Annotated in this window: 16 protein-coding genes; 7 read left to right on the top strand and 9 right to left on the bottom strand. The window is 69.3% G+C overall.

Translation table 11 applies throughout. From position 1 onward, the window contains the following. Positions 1–2: 2 nt before the first annotated feature. The 3 genes from V7050_RS03125 to V7050_RS03115 all read right to left on the bottom strand — a co-directional run bounded on the left by V7050_RS03125 (position 3) and on the right by V7050_RS03115 (position 5,594). Positions 3–1,832, bottom strand: coding sequence for an ABC transporter ATP-binding protein (locus V7050_RS03125; RefSeq protein ID WP_324366731.1), 1,830 nt, complete (start codon positions 1,830–1,832; stop codon positions 3–5). Positions 1,833–2,059: 227 nt separating this feature from the next. Beyond that, on the bottom strand, positions 2,060–3,664 hold the full coding sequence (locus V7050_RS03120) for an SLC13 family permease (RefSeq protein ID WP_324366729.1): 1,605 nt from the start codon (positions 3,662–3,664) through the stop codon (positions 2,060–2,062). A gap of 76 nt (positions 3,665–3,740) precedes the next feature. Then, positions 3,741–5,594, bottom strand: coding sequence for an ABC transporter ATP-binding protein (locus tag V7050_RS03115; RefSeq protein ID WP_324366727.1), 1,854 nt, complete (start codon positions 5,592–5,594; stop codon positions 3,741–3,743). 270 nt (positions 5,595–5,864) lie between these two features. Here V7050_RS03115 and V7050_RS03110 point away from each other — a divergent pair, with 270 nt between their 5' ends. The 6 genes from V7050_RS03110 to V7050_RS03085 all read left to right on the top strand — a co-directional run bounded on the left by V7050_RS03110 (position 5,865) and on the right by V7050_RS03085 (position 10,604). Next, positions 5,865–6,425: a NifU family protein gene (locus V7050_RS03110; RefSeq protein ID WP_324366725.1), complete on the top strand. Its 561-nt coding sequence runs from the start codon at positions 5,865–5,867 to the stop codon at positions 6,423–6,425. Next, positions 6,415–7,080: a tRNA (adenosine(37)-N6)-threonylcarbamoyltransferase complex dimerization subunit type 1 TsaB gene (gene tsaB / locus V7050_RS03105; RefSeq protein ID WP_324366723.1), complete on the top strand. Its 666-nt coding sequence runs from the start codon at positions 6,415–6,417 to the stop codon at positions 7,078–7,080. The genes V7050_RS03110 and tsaB overlap by 11 nt, the downstream gene beginning before the upstream one ends. Continuing rightward, complete coding sequence (locus tag V7050_RS03100; protein ID WP_324366722.1) at positions 7,070–7,498, top strand: GNAT family N-acetyltransferase; 429 nt, start codon at positions 7,070–7,072, stop codon at positions 7,496–7,498. The genes tsaB and V7050_RS03100 overlap by 11 nt, the downstream gene beginning before the upstream one ends. Positions 7,499–7,567: 69 nt before the next feature. After that, positions 7,568–8,365: a purine-nucleoside phosphorylase gene (locus V7050_RS03095; RefSeq protein ID WP_442885302.1), complete on the top strand. Its 798-nt coding sequence runs from the start codon at positions 7,568–7,570 to the stop codon at positions 8,363–8,365. Between the two features lie 560 nt (positions 8,366–8,925). Continuing rightward, entirely contained in the window at positions 8,926–9,837 is a 912-nt protein-coding gene (locus V7050_RS03090) for a sulfite exporter TauE/SafE family protein (RefSeq protein ID WP_324366718.1), read from the top strand. Then, a complete protein-coding gene (locus V7050_RS03085; protein WP_324366716.1) occupies positions 9,834–10,604 on the top strand; it encodes a TIGR02186 family protein in 771 nt (256 codons plus the stop codon). Before V7050_RS03090 ends, V7050_RS03085 begins: the two co-directional genes overlap by 4 nt. 10 nt (positions 10,605–10,614) lie before the next feature. Here V7050_RS03085 and V7050_RS03080 read toward each other — a convergent pair whose 3' ends face one another. From V7050_RS03080 to ccrA, 5 genes are all read right to left on the bottom strand, one after another. After that, on the bottom strand, positions 10,615–12,123 hold the full coding sequence (locus V7050_RS03080) for an ATP-dependent DNA helicase (RefSeq protein WP_324373649.1): 1,509 nt from the start codon (positions 12,121–12,123) through the stop codon (positions 10,615–10,617). 59 nt (positions 12,124–12,182) lie between these two features. Beyond that, positions 12,183–12,818 (bottom strand): acyl-homoserine-lactone synthase, encoded by a 636-nt coding sequence (locus V7050_RS03075; RefSeq protein WP_442885678.1) that lies wholly within the window; start codon positions 12,816–12,818, stop codon positions 12,183–12,185. Between the two features lie 71 nt (positions 12,819–12,889). Next, complete coding sequence (locus V7050_RS03070) at positions 12,890–13,627, bottom strand: helix-turn-helix transcriptional regulator (protein ID WP_324366711.1); 738 nt, start codon at positions 13,625–13,627, stop codon at positions 12,890–12,892. After that, entirely contained in the window at positions 13,569–13,781 is a 213-nt protein-coding gene (locus tag V7050_RS03065; protein ID WP_324366709.1) for a hypothetical protein, read from the bottom strand. The genes V7050_RS03070 and V7050_RS03065 overlap by 59 nt, the downstream gene beginning before the upstream one ends. Before the next feature lie 196 nt (positions 13,782–13,977). Continuing rightward, on the bottom strand, positions 13,978–15,282 hold the full coding sequence (gene ccrA, locus V7050_RS03060; RefSeq protein ID WP_324366707.1) for a crotonyl-CoA carboxylase/reductase: 1,305 nt from the start codon (positions 15,280–15,282) through the stop codon (positions 13,978–13,980). Positions 15,283–15,679: 397 nt separating this feature from the next. On the opposite strand from ccrA, the gene V7050_RS03055 reads away from it, so the two are divergent. Beyond that, entirely contained in the window at positions 15,680–17,641 is a 1,962-nt protein-coding gene (locus V7050_RS03055) for a protein meaA (RefSeq protein WP_324373651.1), read from the top strand. A 51-nt stretch (positions 17,642–17,692) separates the two neighbouring features. Here the strand turns inward: V7050_RS03055 and V7050_RS03050 are convergent. Next, positions 17,693–19,046, bottom strand: a 1,354-nt coding sequence (locus V7050_RS03050; protein ID WP_324410230.1) for a putative bifunctional diguanylate cyclase/phosphodiesterase, incomplete at its 5' end; no start/stop codon positions are given.

Raw genomic sequence — 19,046 nt, 5'->3', positions numbered from 1 at the left:
ACCTATTCCGCCGCGAGGTTGATGAAGCCGCCGGACTGGCGGTTCCAGAACCGGGCGTAGAGGCCGCCCCGGGCCAGCAGGGTGGCGTGGCTGCCCTCCTCGACAATGCGCCCGGCGTCGAGCACCACGATGCGGTCCATGCGCGCGATGGTGGAGAGGCGGTGGGCGATGGCGAGCACGGTCTTGCCGCGCATCACCGTCTCCAGCGTGTCCTGGATCGCCGCCTCGACCTCCGAATCGAGCGCGCTCGTCGCCTCGTCGAGCACCAGCACCGGCGCGTTCTTCAGGATCACCCGCGCCAGCGCGATGCGCTGGCGCTGGCCGCCGGAGAGCTTGACGCCGCGCTCGCCGAGATGGGCGCCGTAGCCGGTCCGGCCCTTGAAGTCGCGCAAGCCCAGGATGAACTCGTGGGCATGCGCGCGCTCGGCGGCGGCCATCACCTCCGCGTCGCTCGCCTGCGGCCGGCCGTAGCGGATGTTCTCCATCGCCGAGCGGTTGAACATGGCGGTCTCCTGCCGGACCATGCCGATCTGCGCCCGGAGCCCGTCCTGGGTGAGGTCGCGGATATCGGTGCCATCGAGGGTGATCCGCCCGCCCTCCACGTCGTAGAGGCGCAGCAGCAGCGACACCGCCGTGGTCTTGCCGGCGCCGGAGCGGCCGACCAGCGCCACCCGCTCGCCCGGCGCGATGGCCAGATCGAGCCCGTCGAGCGCCGCCTCCCGGCGGCCGTAGCCGAAGCGCACCCGCTCGAAGGCGACCGCGCCCCGCACCGCATCGGGCGCGCGGGCATGGGCGGCGTCGATGACGCGGTGCCGCGGCGAGAGCGTGCGGATGCCGTCCTCGATCTCGCCGATATTGGCGAAGATCCCCATGGCGGTCATCGAGACCCAGCCCGACATCTGCGCCAGCCGCGTGGAGATCAGCCCGGCGGTGGCGATCTCGCCGGCGGTGGCGAGGCCCTGGCTCCAGAACCAGAGCGCGCCGCCGAGCAGCGCCACCGGCAGGGTGCCGGCCAGCAGCATCAGCCAGAAGCGGAAGGCGGCGGCGACCGAGCCGAAGCGGATGGTGCGGTCGCGGTAGCCGGCGAGCGCGTTCAGGGCCGCGCGATCCTCGAAATCCCCGTGGGCGAAGAGCTTGACCGTGGCGATGTTCGAGATGGTGTCGACGATCTGCCCGGTGACCACGGCGCGGGCGGCCGCGCGGTCCTTGGACCGCGCCCGCACCCGGGGCAGGTAATGGCGCACCAGCGCCACATAGGCGCCGATCCAGAGCGCCACGATCGCCGCCAGCCACCAGTTGACCGCCGCCATCAGGATGCCGGCGCCCACCACCGCGGCCACCGCGAAGCCGAAGGTATTGACGGTCTCGGTCACCACCTCGGTGACGGCGCGCGCGCTCTGCTGCGCCTTCTGGGAGATGCGCCCGGCGAAATCGTCGTCGAAATAGCTCAGCGACTGCCCGAGCACATGGCGGTTCAGCCGCGACAGCACCAGGGGATAGAGATTGGGCTGGAGCCCCAGCGCGGTCACCGCCGCGCCGAGCCCCATCACCGCCGGGCGCAGCACCAGGAAGAAGCCGGCGACGGCCAGCATCACCGGCCAGAGCTCGGCAAAGAGCCCCTCGGGACCCAGCGACTGGGCATGGTCGATCAGCCAGCCCACCAGCCAGGCCGCCCCGACCTCGGTGGCACCCGTCGCCACGCTGATCACCAGCATGCCGCCGATCACTGGGAAGGCCCCCGCCAGCGCCCAGCGCAGGAAGGCGCCCAGCCGCTCGGGCGGCGGCCCCTCGGTCCGGGCGAAGGCGTCGATCAGGTCGGAAAGAAGCCTCATGCGGCTGCGCGGCGGGAGTCGCCCGCGCGGGCCGCTCCGGGCAGGGAATGGGGATGGCTCGGGCTCATCTTCGGCAGCTTCCCGCGAACGACATTCGGACCCGCGGGCCGGCTGCGCCGCCGGCCGGGGCGGGACGGATCTACGCGATCCATGCGCCGAATGGTAGAGGGTCGGCACAGGATGGCAATGCGGGGCGGGGCGCGGCGACGGTCCGCGCCCCGCCGCGATCAGAATTGCAGGCCGAGCGCCAGACCGCCGAGATAGTAGCAGAAGCCGGTGATCAGCACGATGCCGATCAGGTTCAGCACCACGCCGCCACGGGCCATCTGGCCGATGGTCACGGCACCGGTGCCGAAGACGATGGCATTGGGCGGCGTTCCCACCGGCAGCATGAAGGCGCAGGTGGCGGCGAAGGCGGCCGGGATCAGCAGCGACATGGCGTCGGCGCCGATGCCGACCGCGACGCCGCCGAGGATCGGGATGAAGGTGGCGGCGGTGGCGGTGTTCGAGGTGATCTCGGTCAGGAACAGCACGATCGTCACCACCGCGGCGACCAGCAGCACCGGCGGCAGCGCCCCGAGGCCGGTGACCTGTTCGCCGAACCAGCCGTCGAGCCCGGTCGCCGCGACCGCGCCGGCGAGGCTGAGCCCGCCGCCGAAGAGCAGCAGCACGCCCCAGGGCAGGCCGTCCTCGGCGTCCTTCCAGTCCAGCACCATCACGGTGCGGCCGCGTCCGGGCAGGATGAACATGGCGATGCCGGCGGCGATGGCGATGGCGGTGTCGTCGAGATCGCCGAGCGGCCCGAGCAGCGCGCCGACGCCCGGGATGCTGGCGAGCAGGCCGGGCACCACCCAGAGGAAGGCGGCGGCGCCGAAGACGATCATCACCATCTTCTCGCCCTGCCCGAGCGGGCCGAGCTTCGCGATCTCGTCGTCGATCATCTGCCGCCCGCCGGGGATCTCGGCGATGCGGAAGGGGTAGAGCACCCGGGTCATCATGAACCAGCCGATGAAGATGAAGACGATGGCGAGCGGCAGGCCGAGCATCATCCATTCCAGGAACCCGATGTCGCGGCCGAGCTCGTCGGCGGCGTAGCCCGCGACGATGGCGTTCGGCGGCGAGCCGAGCAGCGTGCCGAGCCCGCCCATGGTCGCCGACCAGGCGATGGCGAGCGTCAGGCAGACGCCGAAGCGGCGCAGGTTGTCGTCGCGGATCGGGTCGACGTGGCCGAGATGGTGGTGCTCGTGCTCGGGGATCTTCTCCACGGCTCCCGGGCCGGCGCGCTCGGTCACGAGCGCCAGCACCGAGAGGCCGATCGGCAGCATCATCAGCGTGGTGGCGGTGTTCGACACCCACATCGAGAGGAAGCCGGTGGCGAGCATCAGGCCGAGCACGATGCGCTTCGGCTCGACCCCGACGCGGCGCAGCGTCAGCAGCGCGACGCGGCGGTGCAGGTTCCACTTCTCCATGGCGATGGCGATCAGGAAGCCGCCGAGGAAGAGGAAGACGATGGAGCTGGCATAGGGCGCAGTCGCCTCGCCGACGGTGCGATCGGTCAGCATCGGGATCAACACGATCGGCAGGAGCGAGGTGGCCGAGAGCGGGATCGCCTCGGTCATCCACCAGATCGCCATCAGCGTGCCGACCGCCGCCACCCAGCGGGCGTCGGGGCTCAGCCCCTCCGAGCCGCCCAGCAGCAGCCAGACCAGCAGGGCGGCGGCGAGGCCGCCGGCGCGCAGCCCCCAGATCATGCGCGCCGAGCGCTGGCTCGGCGCGGCCTCGTCGGCATATTCCGCAAACTCTCCCTGCTGACGCAACGGCTCGTTGTCCATGAAGTCCCCCTATCGTCGCTGAGAGAGCATTCCAGCATGCGCGGCCATGCGTCAACGCTGCTGAGATTGCCGCCGGCTATTCGGCGGCCTCCGTCCCCGCGCCGACACCGAGAAATCCGTCCGACTGCCGGAGCCAGAGCCGCGCATAGAGGCCGTTGCGGGCGAGCAGCTCGGCGTGGCTGCCCTGCTCCGCGATCCTTCCCTCCTCGAGCACAACGATGCGGTCCATGCGCGCGATGGTCGAGAGGCGATGCGCGATCGCGATCACCGTCTTGCCCGCCATCACCCCGTAGAGCGTTTCCTGGATCGCCGCCTCGATCTCGGAATCGAGCGCGCTCGTCGCCTCGTCGAGGATCAGGATCGGCGCGTCCTTCAGGATCACGCGCGCGAGCGCGATGCGCTGGCGCTGGCCGCCCGAGAGCTTCACGCCCCGCTCGCCCACCTGGGCATCGTAGCCGCTCCGCCCGGCCATGTCCCTGAGGCCCGGGATGAAGGCATGCGCCTCGGCCCGCCGCGCCGCCTCGAGCATCTCCGCCTCCGTGGCTTCGGGCCGGCCGTAGAGGATATTGGCCCGGACCGAGCGGTGCATCAGCGAGGGATCCTGCGTCACCATGCCGATGGCGCGGCGCAAGCTGTCCTGGGTGACCGCGCGCACGTCCTGCCCGTCGATGCGGATGGCGCCGCTCTCGGTGTCGAAGAAGCGCAGGATCAGATTGACCAGCGTCGACTTGCCCGCCCCGGATCGGCCGACCAGCCCGACCTTCTCGCCGGGGCGGATGGTCAGCGAGACCTCGCGCAGGCCCCCGGAGCCGCGGCCATAATGGTGGCCGACCCGGTCGAGCACGATCTCGCCGCGCGGCGCCTCGAGCACGATCGCCCCCGGCGCGTCGGTCAGCGCGATCGGCTGGGCGATGGTCTCCATGCCCTCGCGGATCACCCCGAGGTTCTCGAAGAGCGAGGAGAGCGACCACATGATCCAGCCGGTCATGCCGTTGAGCCTGAGCGTCAGCGCCGCCGCCGCCGCCACGGTGCCGACCGAGGCCTGCCCGCCCTGCCAGAGCAGGATGGCATAGCCGATCACCGCGACGATCAGAAAGCCGTTGATCGCCGTCAGGCCCAAATCCATGATGGTGATGAGGCGCATCTGCCCCATGAAGGTGGCGCGGGCCCGCTCGATCGCCTCGCCGGCATAGTCTTCCTCGCTGCGGCCATGCGCGAAGAGCTTGACCGAGGCGATGTTGGAATAGCTGTCGACGATCCGCCCGGTGATCGCCGAGCGGGCGTCGGAGAAGGCCTTGGACGCCGCCCCGACCCGCGGGACCGTCCAGACCACCAGCCAGACGTAGAGCGCGAGCCAGATCACCAGCGGCAGCGCCAGCCGCGGATCGGTATCGGCCAGCAGCCAGAGCGCGCCGACGAGATAGATCCCGGCATAGACCACCGCATCGAAGGTCTGGAAGGTCGCCTCGCCCACCGCCGGCGCGGTCTGGATCATCCGGTTGGCGATCCGGCCCGCGAAATCGTTCTGGAACCAGCCGACCGACTGGCGCAGCACGTGCCGATGCGCGCGCCAGCGCACCAGAGTGCCGACATTGGGCAGCAGCGCCTGGTTCAGGAGCGCCGCCTGCACCCCCTGGATCACCGGCCGCAGCAGCAGGATGAAGAGGGCGACCGCCACCAGCTCCCAGCCGTGCCGCCGCCACACCTCCGCCGGCGCGACGCTGCCGAGCAGGTCGACCAGCCGGCCCGCATACCAGATCAGCCAGACCTCGACCAAGGCGACGGCGAGGATCGAGAGCGTCGCCCAGAGCATGACCTTGCGCGCCGGCCGCAGGTATTCGACCAGGAACGGCCAGAGCCGGTCGGGCGGGGTGTCGCCCTCGGCATAGGGCGCATAGGGGTCGACGAGCGACTCGAAGAGACGGAACATCGGGGGGGCCTTTCGGCGGCAACGAGAGTGACGAAATGCGACGGGGGCCAGACGGCCCGATCCGGGGCCGGCTAGAAGCGGGCTTGTCTCCGGATCACTTCCATGCAGCGTCTCCTTCGGGTTGCGGCAGGTGTGATAGCGCAAATCCGTGCCCTTGTCACCCCGGTTCCGACCGGACTCCACGACGACCGCCCTCGGCCCGGCACCCCCGCAGGGTTGACTCGGACCCGTCGCGGTCGCACCTAGGGAGCATCCTCCAGAGGCACGACGATGTTCATCCAGACCGAATCCACGCCGAATCCGGCGACGCTCAAGTTCCTTCCCGGCCAGGCGGTCCTCTCCGGCGGCGCCGCCGATTTTCCGAACGAGGCCGCGGCCGCGGTTTCACCGCTCGCGCGGCGCATCTTCGCGACCGGCAGCGTGACGGGGGTCTTCCTCGGCGCCGATTTCGTGACCGTCACCAAATCCGGGGAGGTTGAATGGCCGCATATCAAGCCCGGGATCCTCGGTGCGATCATGGAGCATTTCCAGTCGGGCGAGCCCGCCATCGAGGGCGCGGAAGGCGCGGTCGGCCATGCCCAGCATGACGGCCCCGACCAGGAGATCGTGAACCAGATCAAGGAACTGCTCGACACCCGCGTCCGCCCCGCGGTGGCGCAGGACGGCGGCGACATCACCTTCCACGGCTTCGACCGCGGCGTGGTCTATCTGCACATGCAGGGCGCCTGCGCCGGATGCCCCTCCTCGACCATGACGCTGAAGATGGGCATCGAGAACCTGCTGCGCCACTATATCCCCGAGGTGACCGAGGTGCGCCCGGTTGGCGTCTGACGGGCCGCTGATCCTCGCCTTCGACACCGCCGAGGCCCGATGCGCGGCGGCCCTGCTCGCCGGCGATCGGCTGCTCGCCCACCGCGACGAGGCCATGGCGCGCGGCCAGGCCGAGCGCCTGCTCCCCATGCTCGAGGAAATCCTGCGGGACGCGGGCATCCCCTGGGGCGGGGTCGACGCCATCGCCGTCGGCACCGGCCCGGGCAATTTCACCGGCGTCCGGATCGCCGTCGCCGCCGCGCGCGGGCTCGCCATGGCGCTCTCCCGGCCGGCGATCGGCGTCAGCCGCTTCGAGGCGCTGGCCGAGGGCTTCCCGGGCGACGTGCTGGCCTCCGTCGCCGACCGCCAGGACCATTGCCTGCTCCAGCTCCTGCGCGACGGCACGGCCCTGGGCGCGCCCTTCGCAATCGAGGCCGCGGCGGATCTGCCGCGCGGCTGCGACCTGCTCTGCCTCGGCCACCGGGCCGGGCGCCTCGCCGCCGAACTGGAATGCCGCGCCGGCGCCGAGGACACGCGCACCGATCCGCGCCGGCTGGCGCGGGTGGCCGCGGCGCGGCTCGGGGGCGCAACGGGCCGGCCCGCGCCGCTCTACCTGCGCCCGGCCGACGCACATCCGCCGCGCGAGCCCCGCCCGATGCTCATCGATGTCGCCTGATGCGCTCGCGGCCCTGCATGCGCGCTGCTTCACCGAGGCGCCGCGCCCCTGGACCGCGCGCGAATTCGCCGGGCTCGCCGCCGCGGAGGGGACGCTCCTGCTCTGCCGCCCCGAAGGCTTCGCGCTCGGGCGGCTCGCGGGGCCGGAAGCCGAGCTGCTGACCCTCGCCGTCGAGCCCCTCGCCCGGCGGCGCGGCATCGGGACCGCGCTGGTGCTGGCCTTCGAGGCGGCCGCATCCGCCCGCGGCGCCGGCGAGGTCTTCCTCGAGACCGCGGTCGGGAATACCGCCGCCCGCGGCCTCTACGAGGCGCTCGGCTACCGCCCGGTCGGCCGGCGGCCGGGCTATTACACCCGGGCCGGCCGGCCGCCGCTCGACGCGCTCGTCTTCCGCAAGCCCCTCGACGCGCCGGCGCCATAGACATCCGCCGGCTTGCGCGACATGCTGGCCCGGCCATCGCAGCGCTACCGAAGCAACCGGGGATTGGCCATGTCGGCACTTCAGACGGTCCGGTCGAGGGCAGGCGCGGCCCCCGTCGAGCTGGGCATCGTGCTCGGCTCGGGGCTCGGCCATCTCGCCGCCAGCGTCGATGGCGTGGCGATCCCCTATGGCGCGCTGCCCGGCTTCCCCGGGGCGGCGGTCTCGGGCCACGACCCGCATCTGGTGATCGGCATGCTCGAAGACCGGCGGGTCGCGGTCTTCGGCGGGCGGGCACATTACTACGAGGCGGGCGATCCCGCCGCCATGCGCGCGCCGATCGGCCTCCTGCAGGCGCTCGGCGCCGGGCGGCTGGTGCTGACCAATGCCGCCGGCTCGCTCCGCCCGGAGATGGCGCCGGGCGAGCTGATGCTGCTTGCCGACCACATCAACTTCTCCGGGCGCAATCCGCTGATCGGCGAGGCGACCGACGCCCGTTTCGTCAACATGGTGGACGCCTATGACCCGGCGATGCGGCGCGATCTGCGCGACGCGGCCGCGGCGGAGGAGATCGCGCTGCGCGAAGGCGTCTATGCCTGGTATTCCGGGCCGAGCTTCGAGACGCCGGCCGAGATCCGCGCGCTCCGCGTGCTGGGCGCCGATGCGGTCGGCATGTCGACGGTGCCGGAGGTGATCCTCGCACGCTTCTTCGGGCTGCGGGTGGCGGCCGTCTCCACCATCACCAACATGGCCGCCGGCATGAGCGACGAGATCCTCAGCCACGACCATACCAAGGCGATGGCCCCCCTGGGCGCCGCCAAGCTCGAACGCATCCTGCGCCGCTTCCTCCGGGACGACGTCGGCGCCTGAGCGGCGATAGGTCCACCGGCCGCAACCTCGGAACGGGAGAAGGCCGCGCCCCGCGCGGCCCGCCCCACATCCCCCCCGGAGACGCAAGCCGCAGGGCGAGGGGGTGCAGCGTCACCGTCGGTCGAGGATCGGGACGCATCGGCCCTGGACGGTGCGCAAGGCACGCCGGCCCCCGGGCAGGGCCGGCGCGGCCCGATCGCCACCGGTCGATCGGGCTGGAACACCCGGGCCCAGGGTGCGATGGGAGCCGCCGGCGAGGGCCGTTGATGCTCCTCCTGACCATCGGGGGTCTCCGCCGGCCCTCCGACGCAACGCCTCGCAAGGCATGGAGCCATCAGCCGTGGTGGTTGCAGGGCAAGCAATCGCTCGTTAACTCTTTTCATCATATTTTTCTGATAGTTACAGGGTGTCCCCATGGGGACGGCCGCGAGGGGCGCCGGGAAGGCCGGGTCCCGCGCCGCCCCGCCGCGCGCATTCTCCGGCGCGCGATGATGATTAGGGGATGAATTAGACGGAGCGAGCCGCTATTCGATAGGCAGGCGCGTGGCGGATCAGACCGGATGCAGATCTACCTACCCATAGCCGAGGTCTCCGTCGACGGCCTGCTGCTCTTCGGAATCGGGTCGATGGTCGGCCTGCTCTCGGGCATGTTCGGAGTCGGCGGCGGCTTCATCCTGACCCCGCTGCTCTTCTTCATCGGCATCCCGCCCGCGGTGGCCGTCGCCTCGGCCGCCAACCAGATCGCCGGCTCCTCCTTTTCCGCCTTCCTCGCCCATATGCGGAAGAAGACCGTGGACTTCCGCATGGGCGTGGTCCTGCTCGCCGGCGGCTTCATCGGCTCGGCGATCGGCGTCCAGGTCTTCACGATCCTGCGCCGCAACGGCCAGTTCGAGCTGACGGTCAGCCTGCTCTACGTGGTGATGCTCGGCACCATCGGCGCCCTGATGCTCGTCGAAGGAATGCGCGCCCTGCGCCGCCGCAACGATCCCAACGCGCTCCTCGTGCCGCGCAAGCGCCACACCTGGGCGCATGGCCTGCCGCTCAAGGTCCGGTTCCGCACCTCGCAGCTCTATGTCAGCGCCATCCCGCCCTTCGTGATCGGGGCGCTGGTCGGCGTTCTCGCCGCGGTCATGGGCGTGGGCGGCGGCTTCATCATGGTGCCGGCCATGATCTACCTGATCGGCATGCCGACCAAGGTCGTCATCGGCACCTCGGTCTTCCAGTTCCTCTTCGTGACCGCCTTCACCACCATCCTCCATTCCGTCCAGAGCCAGACCGTGGACGCGCTTCTCGCGCTCATCCTGCTCATCGGCGGTGTGATCGGTGCGCAGATCGGGGTGGTGGTCGGCAACCGCCTGCGGGCCGAGCAATTGCGGATCCTGCTCGCGCTCCTGGTGCTCGGGGTCTGTCTGAAGCTCTTCGCGGATCTCGTGATCAAGCCCGCGGACCTCTATTCCCTCGCGGCGTCATGATCGCGGTCTGGCTCGCGGTCCTGCTCGCGCTCGTGACCGTCTCCCCCCTGGCCGCGCAGGAGACCGTCGTCACCGGCATCTCCAAGGACAACATCGCGCTGACCGCGGATTTCAACGGCTCCGAGATCTTCATCTTCGGCGCGATCCGACGCGAGGGACCCGCCCAGCCCGACGTGGCCCCCCTCGACATCATCATCACCATCAAGGGGCCGACCCGGGGCGTCACCGTGCGGCGCAAGGACCGGCGCTTCGGGATCTGGGTCAACACCGATGCGGTGCGCGTCCGCGAGGCGCCGACCTTCTATTCCATCGCCACCACCAGCCCGCTCGACAGCCTGCTGACGGAAACCGAGCTCCTGCGCTACCAGATCGGCATGAACCAGGCCGTGCGCCGGGTCGGCGGGCATCCCACCATCACCGACACGAGCTCCTTCGGCGAGGCGGTGGTGCGGATCCGCGAGAAGGAGGGGCTCTACAGCGTCCGCGACGGCGCCGTCTCGGTCGCGGAGGACACGCTCTTCCAGGCGCGGTTCGAACTGCCGGCGAATCTCACCGAAGGCATCTATTCCGCCGAATTCTTCCTCGTCCGCAATCACGAGGTGATAAGCTCCGGCGTCACCGACATCGTCGTCGAGAAGACCGGCCTCGAGCGCTGGATGTTCAACCTCTCGCGGAACGAGCCGCTGACCTACGGCATCCTCTCGGTCCTGCTGGCGCTCGCCGCCGGCTGGCTGGCGGCGGCAACGTTCCGGCTCCTGAAGCGATAGGGGGTGCGGCTCACTCCGCGCCGTCGAGCACCAGCGGCCTGGCCGTCCGCTCCAGATCGCCGATCCCCAGCGCCGCCTCGGGCCGGGCCAGCGCATAGCGCGTGACCCAGAGCAGCCGGCGCTCGGCCCGGGTGATCGCGACATAGGCGAGCCGTTTCCAGAGCTGCAAGCCCGCCTCGCTGCGGCCCGACTGGGCGGCGGCATAGAGATCCGGGGCGAAGACCTGCACTTCGGGCCATTGCGAGCCTTGGGCCTTGTGGATCGTCACCGCCGCGCCGTGCAGGAAGACGGCGCCCATGCTCGCCGCGGTGGGGATGAAGGGCTCGTCCTGGCCGGGCGCCTCGATCTGGATTATGCTGGCCACGCCGAAGTCGGGCTCCTCCGCCCCCGGCAGATGGATGCGGCTGAAGCCGGCGCGCTTGCCCGGGCCGAGGTAGATCACTTGCGTTCCCTTGATCAGGCCGCGCGCCTCGAGATCCATGCGCCGCTTGCGATGCTTGACCGGCAGCTCGATCCCGTCGCAGATCAGCGGCTCGCCGGGAAGCAGGCCGTCGGCCGGAATCCCATAGGCGGTCCGGAACGCCTGGATGAGCCGGATGCGGGTCGCGTTCCGCCAGACGAGGATCGGCGCGCGCGCCATGGCGGCCGCATCGGCCCGCTGCGCTATGACGACCCTTTCGTCCCGCGCGGCCGCGGCATGGACCCTGTCCTCGAACTCCTGAAAGCCGAGCTCCGGCTCGCCGAGGGCGTGGGCGAGATCGAGGATCGGGCTGTCGGAGGCCTGCCGGTGTACCCGGCGCAGGGTGAGCCGCGCCTCCTCCGGCAGGCGGTCGAAGACCATCCGGCCGGGCCCGTTCACCGGCGGCAGCTGCGCGGGGTCGCCGAAGAGGATCAGCGTGCCGAAGAGGGCGCGGAGGTCGTCGTATTGCCGGTCGTCGAGCATCGAGGCCTCGTCGACCAGGCCGATGTCGAGCGGCTCGTCCCGGAGCTTCCAGCCCTTGATGAAATCGGATCCGCGCAGCCCGGCGGTCGCAAGCGCCCCGGGGATCGACTTGTGCTGCGCGAAGAAGGCGCGCGCCCGGTCCATGGCCGCCTCGGTCAGGCCCTCGACCTGCGGCCGCTCGCCCTTGCCGGTGAGCCATTCGGCCAGGGCCTCGTATTGCGGCTCGTAGAGCGGCGTGTAGAGGATGCGATGGATCGTCGTCGCGGGAACGCCTCTCGCCCGCAGGACGCTGGCGGCCTTGTTGGTCGGCGCCAGCACCGCCAGGCTGCGCCGCGGGCGCGAGCGGCGGCTCTCGTATTCGCCGGAGACCGGTTCCACCCCGGCGGCGACGAGGCTGCGGACCACGGCGACCAGAAGCTCGGTCTTGCCCGATCCCGCCTTGCCCAGGAGCGCGAGCGCCTCCTGCCGGCCGCCCCCGTCGGGCAGGAGCGTGGATTCGGCGAGATCGACCCCGGCTCCTCGCAGGAGGTCATGGATGCGGTCCCGCGCCTCGATCTGATCCGGCGAAAACCGCATCCGCCTCTCGCCCTTTGCTTTCCGCCCTCTCTAGCGGGAAGCGCGGGGCGGGACCAGCCTCAGGCGGCGACGGCCTGGTCGTGGAAGGTGGTGTCAAACGACCTGTCGAACCAGCGGGCCACCACGGAAACCGGGATGCCCGACCGGCGGGAGATCTCGGCCCGGGCCTGCTCGCTGATGTTCCACAGGCCGACGCTGATGCTGTCGGGGGCTTCCCCCCGCGAGCCGATCACGTCCGGCTTCCAGCCGATGCGGCCGTAGATCCGCGGCATGCGCGCATCGAAGACGCCGATCGCCTGTTCGAGCCCGAAACGCAGACCCATCTCGCAGCCCGCCATCAGCAGCCCCGCGGCGACGCCGGGCGCGGCGCCGGGCGCCAGACAGAACCGCGTGCATTCCCAGATGAAGGGGCTGGCGATCTCAACGCCGCCGGTCAGGTCCAGGAAATGCTCGTTGACCATGGTGCGCCCGATCGTCGGAAGCGTGCGCATGGACCCGCCGTGGCGGCCGTTCGCGTCTTCCCAGATGGTATAGAGCGGGTTGAGCGCGTCGTATTGATCGACCTCGTAACCGTTCTCGTCCAGAGTAACGCTCCAGTGAAGACGGTGCTTGAACTGAGCGGCCCTGTCCCTAAACATCGTTTCCTTAAGTACAGGGAACTTGTGGAGTTCATCAGCGTATATGAAGCGGATCATCCTGACCTCTATCGTTTTTCTGAGGTCATTATTCATCCATTAAAATTAACAAAGGCCGAGCGTGCGCCGCCCTAGTATTTCGGCAACGCCTCGTTCGGTCCGATGATGCCATGCGAGAGCGCCAGGGCCACCGCGTGGGTCACATTCATCGCCCCTAGCTTGTGCCGGGCGGAATCGATATAGGCCCGCAGCGTGTTCTCCGAGATGTGCAGGCGGTCGGCGACCTCGGCCCGGTTCATGCCGGCGCTCAGCATGGTAAGCGCCTCGCGCTCCCGCGGGGAGAGTTCCCGAGTGGGCTCCGCCACCTCCCGGTTGATGATGCGCTTGGCCTGCTGGTGCACCAGATGCGCGATCAGAAGGAAATCCTTTGCCCTTTCGCGGGTGATCGCCTGCCATTCGTCGTCGCTCGCCCGATGGTTCACCGTGAACATGGCGAACTCGCCGGCCGGCCCCCAGAGCGGGATCGACCAGCCCTGGTTGCCGATGCCGAATGTCATGGCGTCACGCAGAAGCTTCCTTGCGGCAGGAGGGGACCAGTCGAGCGTCTTCCAGTCGATGGGGTGGAACCGCCGCACCCCCCCGAGCACCACCGGGTCGATCGATTTGTAGTCGTTCTCGATGTAGATCCTCACCCATTCGATGTCGTAGGTGAAGGCTCCGACGTTTTCGCCGTTCAACTTTACCGTGTGGTAGAGAACGTGGGTGACGCCGAGATGGTCGCGAAGTTCATGCGCCCAGACCTGAAGTTCCTCAATGGACTTCGTGGTCTGCAGTCGTTCCAGTAGCGCCTCTAGGGATTCCCTTGCCACAGCCAACCGTTCCGCTGCCCGAGAGCTTCATACCGATCTCGCTGGCCGCGACGAAGATAGCATCGTCAAGCTGTTCGGCAAGCACAACCATACCGTTCTTCTCGGAAAACTGCCTGATGTCCTTGAGAATATCAATTACCCAGTAGGCTTTCATTGACGGTCCCCTGTGGTTAAGCGGTTGCCATGAAAGGTTAATACCACTGCCGCCCGTTTCGATAAATTCACCAATATTGCCACCCCGGAAATGGTGGGGCACCGCGCAGCCAAAGTATTGAAAACACAGGGATCGCTCAACCTATGAGCGAATCACCCACGCGTTGAGCGGGTGATTCGCGAGCATTCCTCATTCGTTAACGTCCGGCCGAGGTGCGGCTCGCCTCCAGCGTGTCCTCGAAGGTGCGCAGACCGGTCACCGGAGCGCTGACGAGAACCGCCATGTTGCCGGGCTTGTGCTCGTTCCGGCGCATCTTCACATGGGCGTCGGGCACCTGGTCCCAGGGCAGCACCTCGGACATGCAGGGGTCGAGGCGCCGTTCCAGCATGAGCTTGTTGGCCGCGCTCGCCTGCATGAGATTGGCGAAATGGCTGCCCTGGACGCGCTTTTGGTTCATCCAGAGATAGCGCGCATCGAGGGTCAGGTTGTAGCCGGAGGTTCCGGCGCAGATGACGACCATGCCGCCCTTCTTGACGACGATCACCGAGACCGGAAAGGTCGCCTCGCCGGGGTGCTCGAAGACGAGATCGACGTTGACGCCCTTTCCGGTGATGTCCCAGATCGCCTTGCCGAACTTGCGCGTCTCGGTGAGCCAGGCCTTGTATTCGGGCGTGTTCACCTTGGGCATCTGGCCCCAGCAATCGAAGTTCTTGCGGTTGATGACGCCCTTCGCCCCGAGCGACTGGACGAATTCCCGCTTGCTCTCGTCGGAGATCACGCCGATCGCATTGCCGCCGGCGGCGTTGACCAGCTGGATCGCGAAGGATCCGAGCCCCCCCGAGGCGCCCCAGACCAGCACGTTCTGGCCGGGGCGGAGTTCGTGGGGCGGGTGGCCGAAGAGCATGCGGAAGGCGGTGGCGAGCGTTAGAGTATAACAGGCGCTCGCTTCCCATGTCAGATGACGTGGACGCTGCATCAGCTGTTGAGACTGGACGTTTGTAAACTGTGCAAAACTACCGTTCGGCGTCTCATAGCCCCAGATACGCTGGCTTGGCGAATACATCGGATCGCCGCCGTTGCAATATTCGTCGTCGCCATCGTCCTGATTGCAATGGATGACCACTTCGTCGCCGATCTTCCATCGCGTGACCTTGTCGCCGACGGCCCAGACTATTCCCGAAGCATCGGAGCCGGCGATATGGTAATCGGCCTTGTGAATATCGAAGGGAGAGATCGGAATCCCGAGTCCGGCCCAGATGCCGTTGTAGTTGACGCCGGCAGCCATGACGAAGACGAGAACTTCATGGCTGTCCAGCTTCGGAGTATCAACCACTTCGACCTGGAAAGACTGGTCCGGCTCGCCGTGGCGCTCCTTTCTTATCGCCCAGGCATACATCTTCTTCGGAACATAGCCGAGCGGCGGAATCTCTCCGATCTCGTAGAGGTCCTTCTGCGGCGCGTCATAGCTCGGCGCCGCGGCGGGGGCATCAAGAGGCGGCATGGGCTTCGTCCTTGGCATTTGCGCATCCGCCGGAAGCAATCAGCGCAATTATGTTGCGATTTCAGGTCGATTTCGTTTCTTGCATTGTCAGGCACCGGGCGCAACCGGATTTGTGCGCTGCGGCAGCAGCCGGGAAAGGCGCAGGCCGCTGTCCAGCGCCATCACGGCGGCCAGAGTGGAGAATTGCGCATGCGCGCGGCATGCACAACCCATGCACCGCCCATGCTCGGGTCTCGCGACTGCGGGCAGCACGTTCCGGCCGGGCGCGCCTGGCCGGAGAACGGCCGCCAGGGGTCTTCGGTTTCTTTCGCCGCCGCCGCGCAGCCGGAAACGATCTTGTCCGGCATGGCCGAGTGTGTCTTTTTGTGCAGTGCAAGACGAATCCACGGAGATCCGCATGGCCGAACGCGACGCACCCTGGCTGTTCCGCACCTATGCCGGACATTCGTCTGCCGCGGCGTCGAACGCGCTCTATCGCGCCAATCTGGCGCGTGGCCAGACCGGGCTTTCGGTGGCCTTCGACCTGCCGACCCAGACCGGCTACGACAGCGACCATGTGCTCGCCCGTGGCGAGGTCGGCAAGGTCGGGGTGCCGATCGGCCATCTGGGCGACATGCGCGCGCTCTTCGACTCGATCCCGCTCGAGGCGATGAACACCTCGATGACCATCAACGCGACGGCGGCCTGGCTGCTGGCGCTCTATGTGGCGGTCGCCGAGGAGCAGGGGGCGGATCCGGCGAAGCTGCAGGGCACGGTGCAGAACGACATCGTCAAGGAATATCTCTCGCGCGGGACCTATGTCTTTCCACCCGAGCCCTCGCTGCGGCTGATCGCCGACGTGGCGGAATATTGCTTCGCGAACGTGCCGAAATGGAACCCGACCAACGTCTGCTCCTATCACCTGCAGGAGGCCGGCGCGACGCCGGAGCAGGAGCTGGCCTTCGCGCTGGCCACGGCGATGGCGGTGCTCGACGAGATCCGCGGGCGCATGCCGGCCGAGGACTTCCCCGGAGCCGTGGCCCGCATCTCGTTCTTCGTGAACGCCGGGATCCGTTTCGTCACCGAGATGTGCAAGATGCGCGCCTTCGCCGAGCTCTGGGACGAGATCGCGCGCGAGCGCTACGGCGTGACCGAGGAGCGGCAGCGCCGGTTCCGCTACGGGGTGCAGGTCAATTCGCTTGGCCTCACCGAGCAGCAGCCGGAGAACAACGTCTATCGCATCCTGATCGAGATGCTGGCGGTGGTGCTCTCGAAACGCGCGCGGGCGCGGGCGGTGCAGCTGCCGGCCTGGAACGAGGCGCTGGGCCTGCCGCGCCCCTTCGACCAACAATGGTCGCTCAGGATGCAGCAGATCGTCGCCTACGAGACGGATCTGCTGGAATACGGCGATCTCTTCGACGGCAATCCGGCGGTGGCGGCGCGGGTGGCGGAGCTCAAGGAGGCCGCCCGCGCGGAGCTGGCACGCATCGAGGCGATGGGCGGGGCGGTGGCGGCGATCGGCTACATGAAGGGGCGGCTGGTCTCGGCCAACGCGGCGCGGCTGGCGCGCATCGAGTCGGGCGAGACGGTGGTCGTCGGGGTCAACCGCTACGTGGAGGCCGAGCCGAGCCCGCTGACCGCCGGCGACGGCGGCATCATGACGGTCGATCCGGGGCTGGAGGCCGAGCGGGTCGCGGCGCTGGCGGATTGGCGCGCGGCGCGCGACCCGGCGAGGGTCGCCGAGGCGCTCGAGGCTCTGGGCAAGGCGGCGCGGGCCGGCACGAACGTGATGCCGGCCTCGATCGCGGCGGCGAAGGCGGGCGTGACCACCGGGGAATGGGGGGCGGCGATGCGCGAGGCCTTCGGGGAATATCGCGCGCCGACCGGGGTCGGCGCGGCGGCGCGGGCGCCCTCGGGCGATATCGGGGAGCTGCGCAAGGCGGTGGAGGCGGCGAGCGCGCGGCTCGGGCGGCGCGTCAAGTTCCTGGTCGGCAAGCCCGGCCTCGACGGGCATTCCAACGGCGCCGAGCAGATCGCGGTGCGGGCGCGGGACTGCGGCATGGAGGTGGTCTATGAGGGGATACGCCTGACCCCGGCGCAGATCGTCAATGCCGCGCTCGAGGAATCGGTGCATGTGGTGGGGCTCTCGATCCTCTCGGGCAGCCATCTGCCGCTGGCTGAGGAGGTGATGCGGCGGATGCGCGAGGCCGGGCTCGAGGGCGTGCCGGTGGTGATCGGCGGCATCATTCCCGAGGCGGATGCGGCGGCGCTGCGCTCCTTCGGCATCGCGCGGGTCTATACGCCGAAGGATTTCGAGCTGAACCGGATCATGGCCGACATCATCGCCCTGGCCGCCGAGGCCGGCCGCGCGGCGGCCTGACACGCGGGGCGTTTTTCCGGCGCGCCCGGACATGTCTCCCCGGAGGCGACGCTATCCCCGGGCCGCCGCCGGCGGCTGCTCGTCCCAGGCGCCCCGGTGCCAGTCGAAGAACCTGTCCGCCGACATCGGCCGGCCGAAATGCCAGCCCTGGCCGACGTCGCAGCCCCAGTCGGCGAGCAGGTCGAGCTCGCGCTCGGTCTCCACGCCTTCGGCCACGATCTTGTAGCCGAGGTCGTGGCCCATCTGCACGATGCCCGCCACGAGCCGGCCGTTCTGCGCCCCGGCGGCGAGCCCGCTCACCAGACTGCGGTCGATCTTCAAGGTATTGGCCGAGAGCCGGGTGAGATAGGCCATGTTGCTGAAGCCGGCGCCGAAATCGTCGATGGCGATGTGAAAGCCGAGGGCCCGCAGCGCGGTGATGCGGTCGGTGATCAGCGAGCCCTCGTCGGCACTGACGCCCTCGGTGACCTCAAGCTCCAGCGCGCCGTGGTCGATCCCGCGCGCCGCACAGTTGAAGAGCAGGTATTCGACGAAGTCCGGCTCCTCGAGGTTGCGCGGCGAGATGTTGATGGCGACCCGCATGTGGAGCCCCTTGCGCCGCCATTCCACGATCTGCCGCGTCGCGGCGTCGATCACCCAGCGGGTCAGCGGGGTCACCAGCACCGTCGCCTCGGCCAGCGGCACGAATTCCGCCGGCGAGACCGGCCCGAGCACGGGATGCGTCCAGCGCACCAGCGCCTCGACGCTGTCGCAGGTGCGGGTCGCGAGGCAGATCTTGGGCTGATAATGCAGTTCGAGCTGGCTCTCGGCCTCGAGCGCGGCGGTCAGGTTGGTGAGGATCTGGAAGGTGCGCCGGTGCGCCTCGTCGCTCTCGAGGTCGTACCAGGCCCAGCCGGACTTGCCGGCATGGCTCTGCTGCGCGGCGGAAAGGGCCGCGCGAAGATCCTCCGCCGGGCTGGCGCCGGGTCCGCCCGAGACCCGCAGCCCGATTCCGAGCCGGGTCTCGATCGGGATGCCGTCGAGCCGGAGCGGCTCGCGGAAACCCTCGACGATCCGCCGGATCAGCGGCGGGGCCGAGGGCGCGCAGCTTCCCGGCAAGCGGAAGGCGAAGGCGAGCGTGCTGACATGGTAGATCGGCGTGCCGGTGCCGACGATGCGCGCCAGGCGATGCGCGCCGGCGCGCACGAAATTGTCCGCCAGCACATGGCCGAGGGCCGCGCGCATGCCATCGAAGGCCCGGGCGTCGGCGAGGGTGACCAGGACCAGCGTGTTGCGGCCCCCGGTGCCCCGCGCGATATCGCGGAAGAACGCCTGGCGGTTGGGCATCCGGCTGAGCCCGTCGAGCACGCTCGCCTCGGGGACGCCGCCGCGCTGCCCGGAGAGGCGCCCGATCGAGGCGGGAAGC

Origin of the sequence: Amaricoccus sp., assembly GCF_036846665.1 — a bacterium.
Lineage (GTDB): Bacteria > Pseudomonadota > Alphaproteobacteria > Rhodobacterales > Rhodobacteraceae > Amaricoccus.
Note: the sequence above shows the minus strand (reverse complement) of the source record. Positions and strands in the feature narration are given on the sequence as shown.

Coding starts and splice junctions, on each gene's coding strand:
- V7050_RS03075 (WP_442885678.1), bottom strand. CDS start 12,818: ATGATCCGCTTCATATACGCTGATGAACTCCACAAGTTCCCTGTACTT.
- V7050_RS03095 (WP_442885302.1), top strand. CDS start 7,568: ATGTCGGCACTTCAGACGGTCCGGTCGAGGGCAGGCGCGGCCCCCGTC.
- V7050_RS03115 (WP_324366727.1), bottom strand. CDS start 5,594: ATGTTCCGTCTCTTCGAGTCGCTCGTCGACCCCTATGCGCCCTATGCC.
- V7050_RS03055 (WP_324373651.1), top strand. CDS start 15,680: ATGGCCGAACGCGACGCACCCTGGCTGTTCCGCACCTATGCCGGACAT.
- ccrA (WP_324366707.1), bottom strand. CDS start 15,282: ATGCCGCCTCTTGATGCCCCCGCCGCGGCGCCGAGCTATGACGCGCCG.
- V7050_RS03080 (WP_324373649.1), bottom strand. CDS start 12,123: ATGCGGTTTTCGCCGGATCAGATCGAGGCGCGGGACCGCATCCATGAC.
- V7050_RS03120 (WP_324366729.1), bottom strand. CDS start 3,664: ATGGACAACGAGCCGTTGCGTCAGCAGGGAGAGTTTGCGGAATATGCC.
- V7050_RS03110 (WP_324366725.1), top strand. CDS start 5,865: ATGTTCATCCAGACCGAATCCACGCCGAATCCGGCGACGCTCAAGTTC.
- V7050_RS03085 (WP_324366716.1), top strand. CDS start 9,834: ATGATCGCGGTCTGGCTCGCGGTCCTGCTCGCGCTCGTGACCGTCTCC.
- V7050_RS03125 (WP_324366731.1), bottom strand. CDS start 1,832: ATGAGGCTTCTTTCCGACCTGATCGACGCCTTCGCCCGGACCGAGGGG.
- V7050_RS03065 (WP_324366709.1), bottom strand. CDS start 13,781: ATGAAAGCCTACTGGGTAATTGATATTCTCAAGGACATCAGGCAGTTT.
- V7050_RS03100 (WP_324366722.1), top strand. CDS start 7,070: ATGTCGCCTGATGCGCTCGCGGCCCTGCATGCGCGCTGCTTCACCGAG.
- V7050_RS03090 (WP_324366718.1), top strand. CDS start 8,926: ATGCAGATCTACCTACCCATAGCCGAGGTCTCCGTCGACGGCCTGCTG.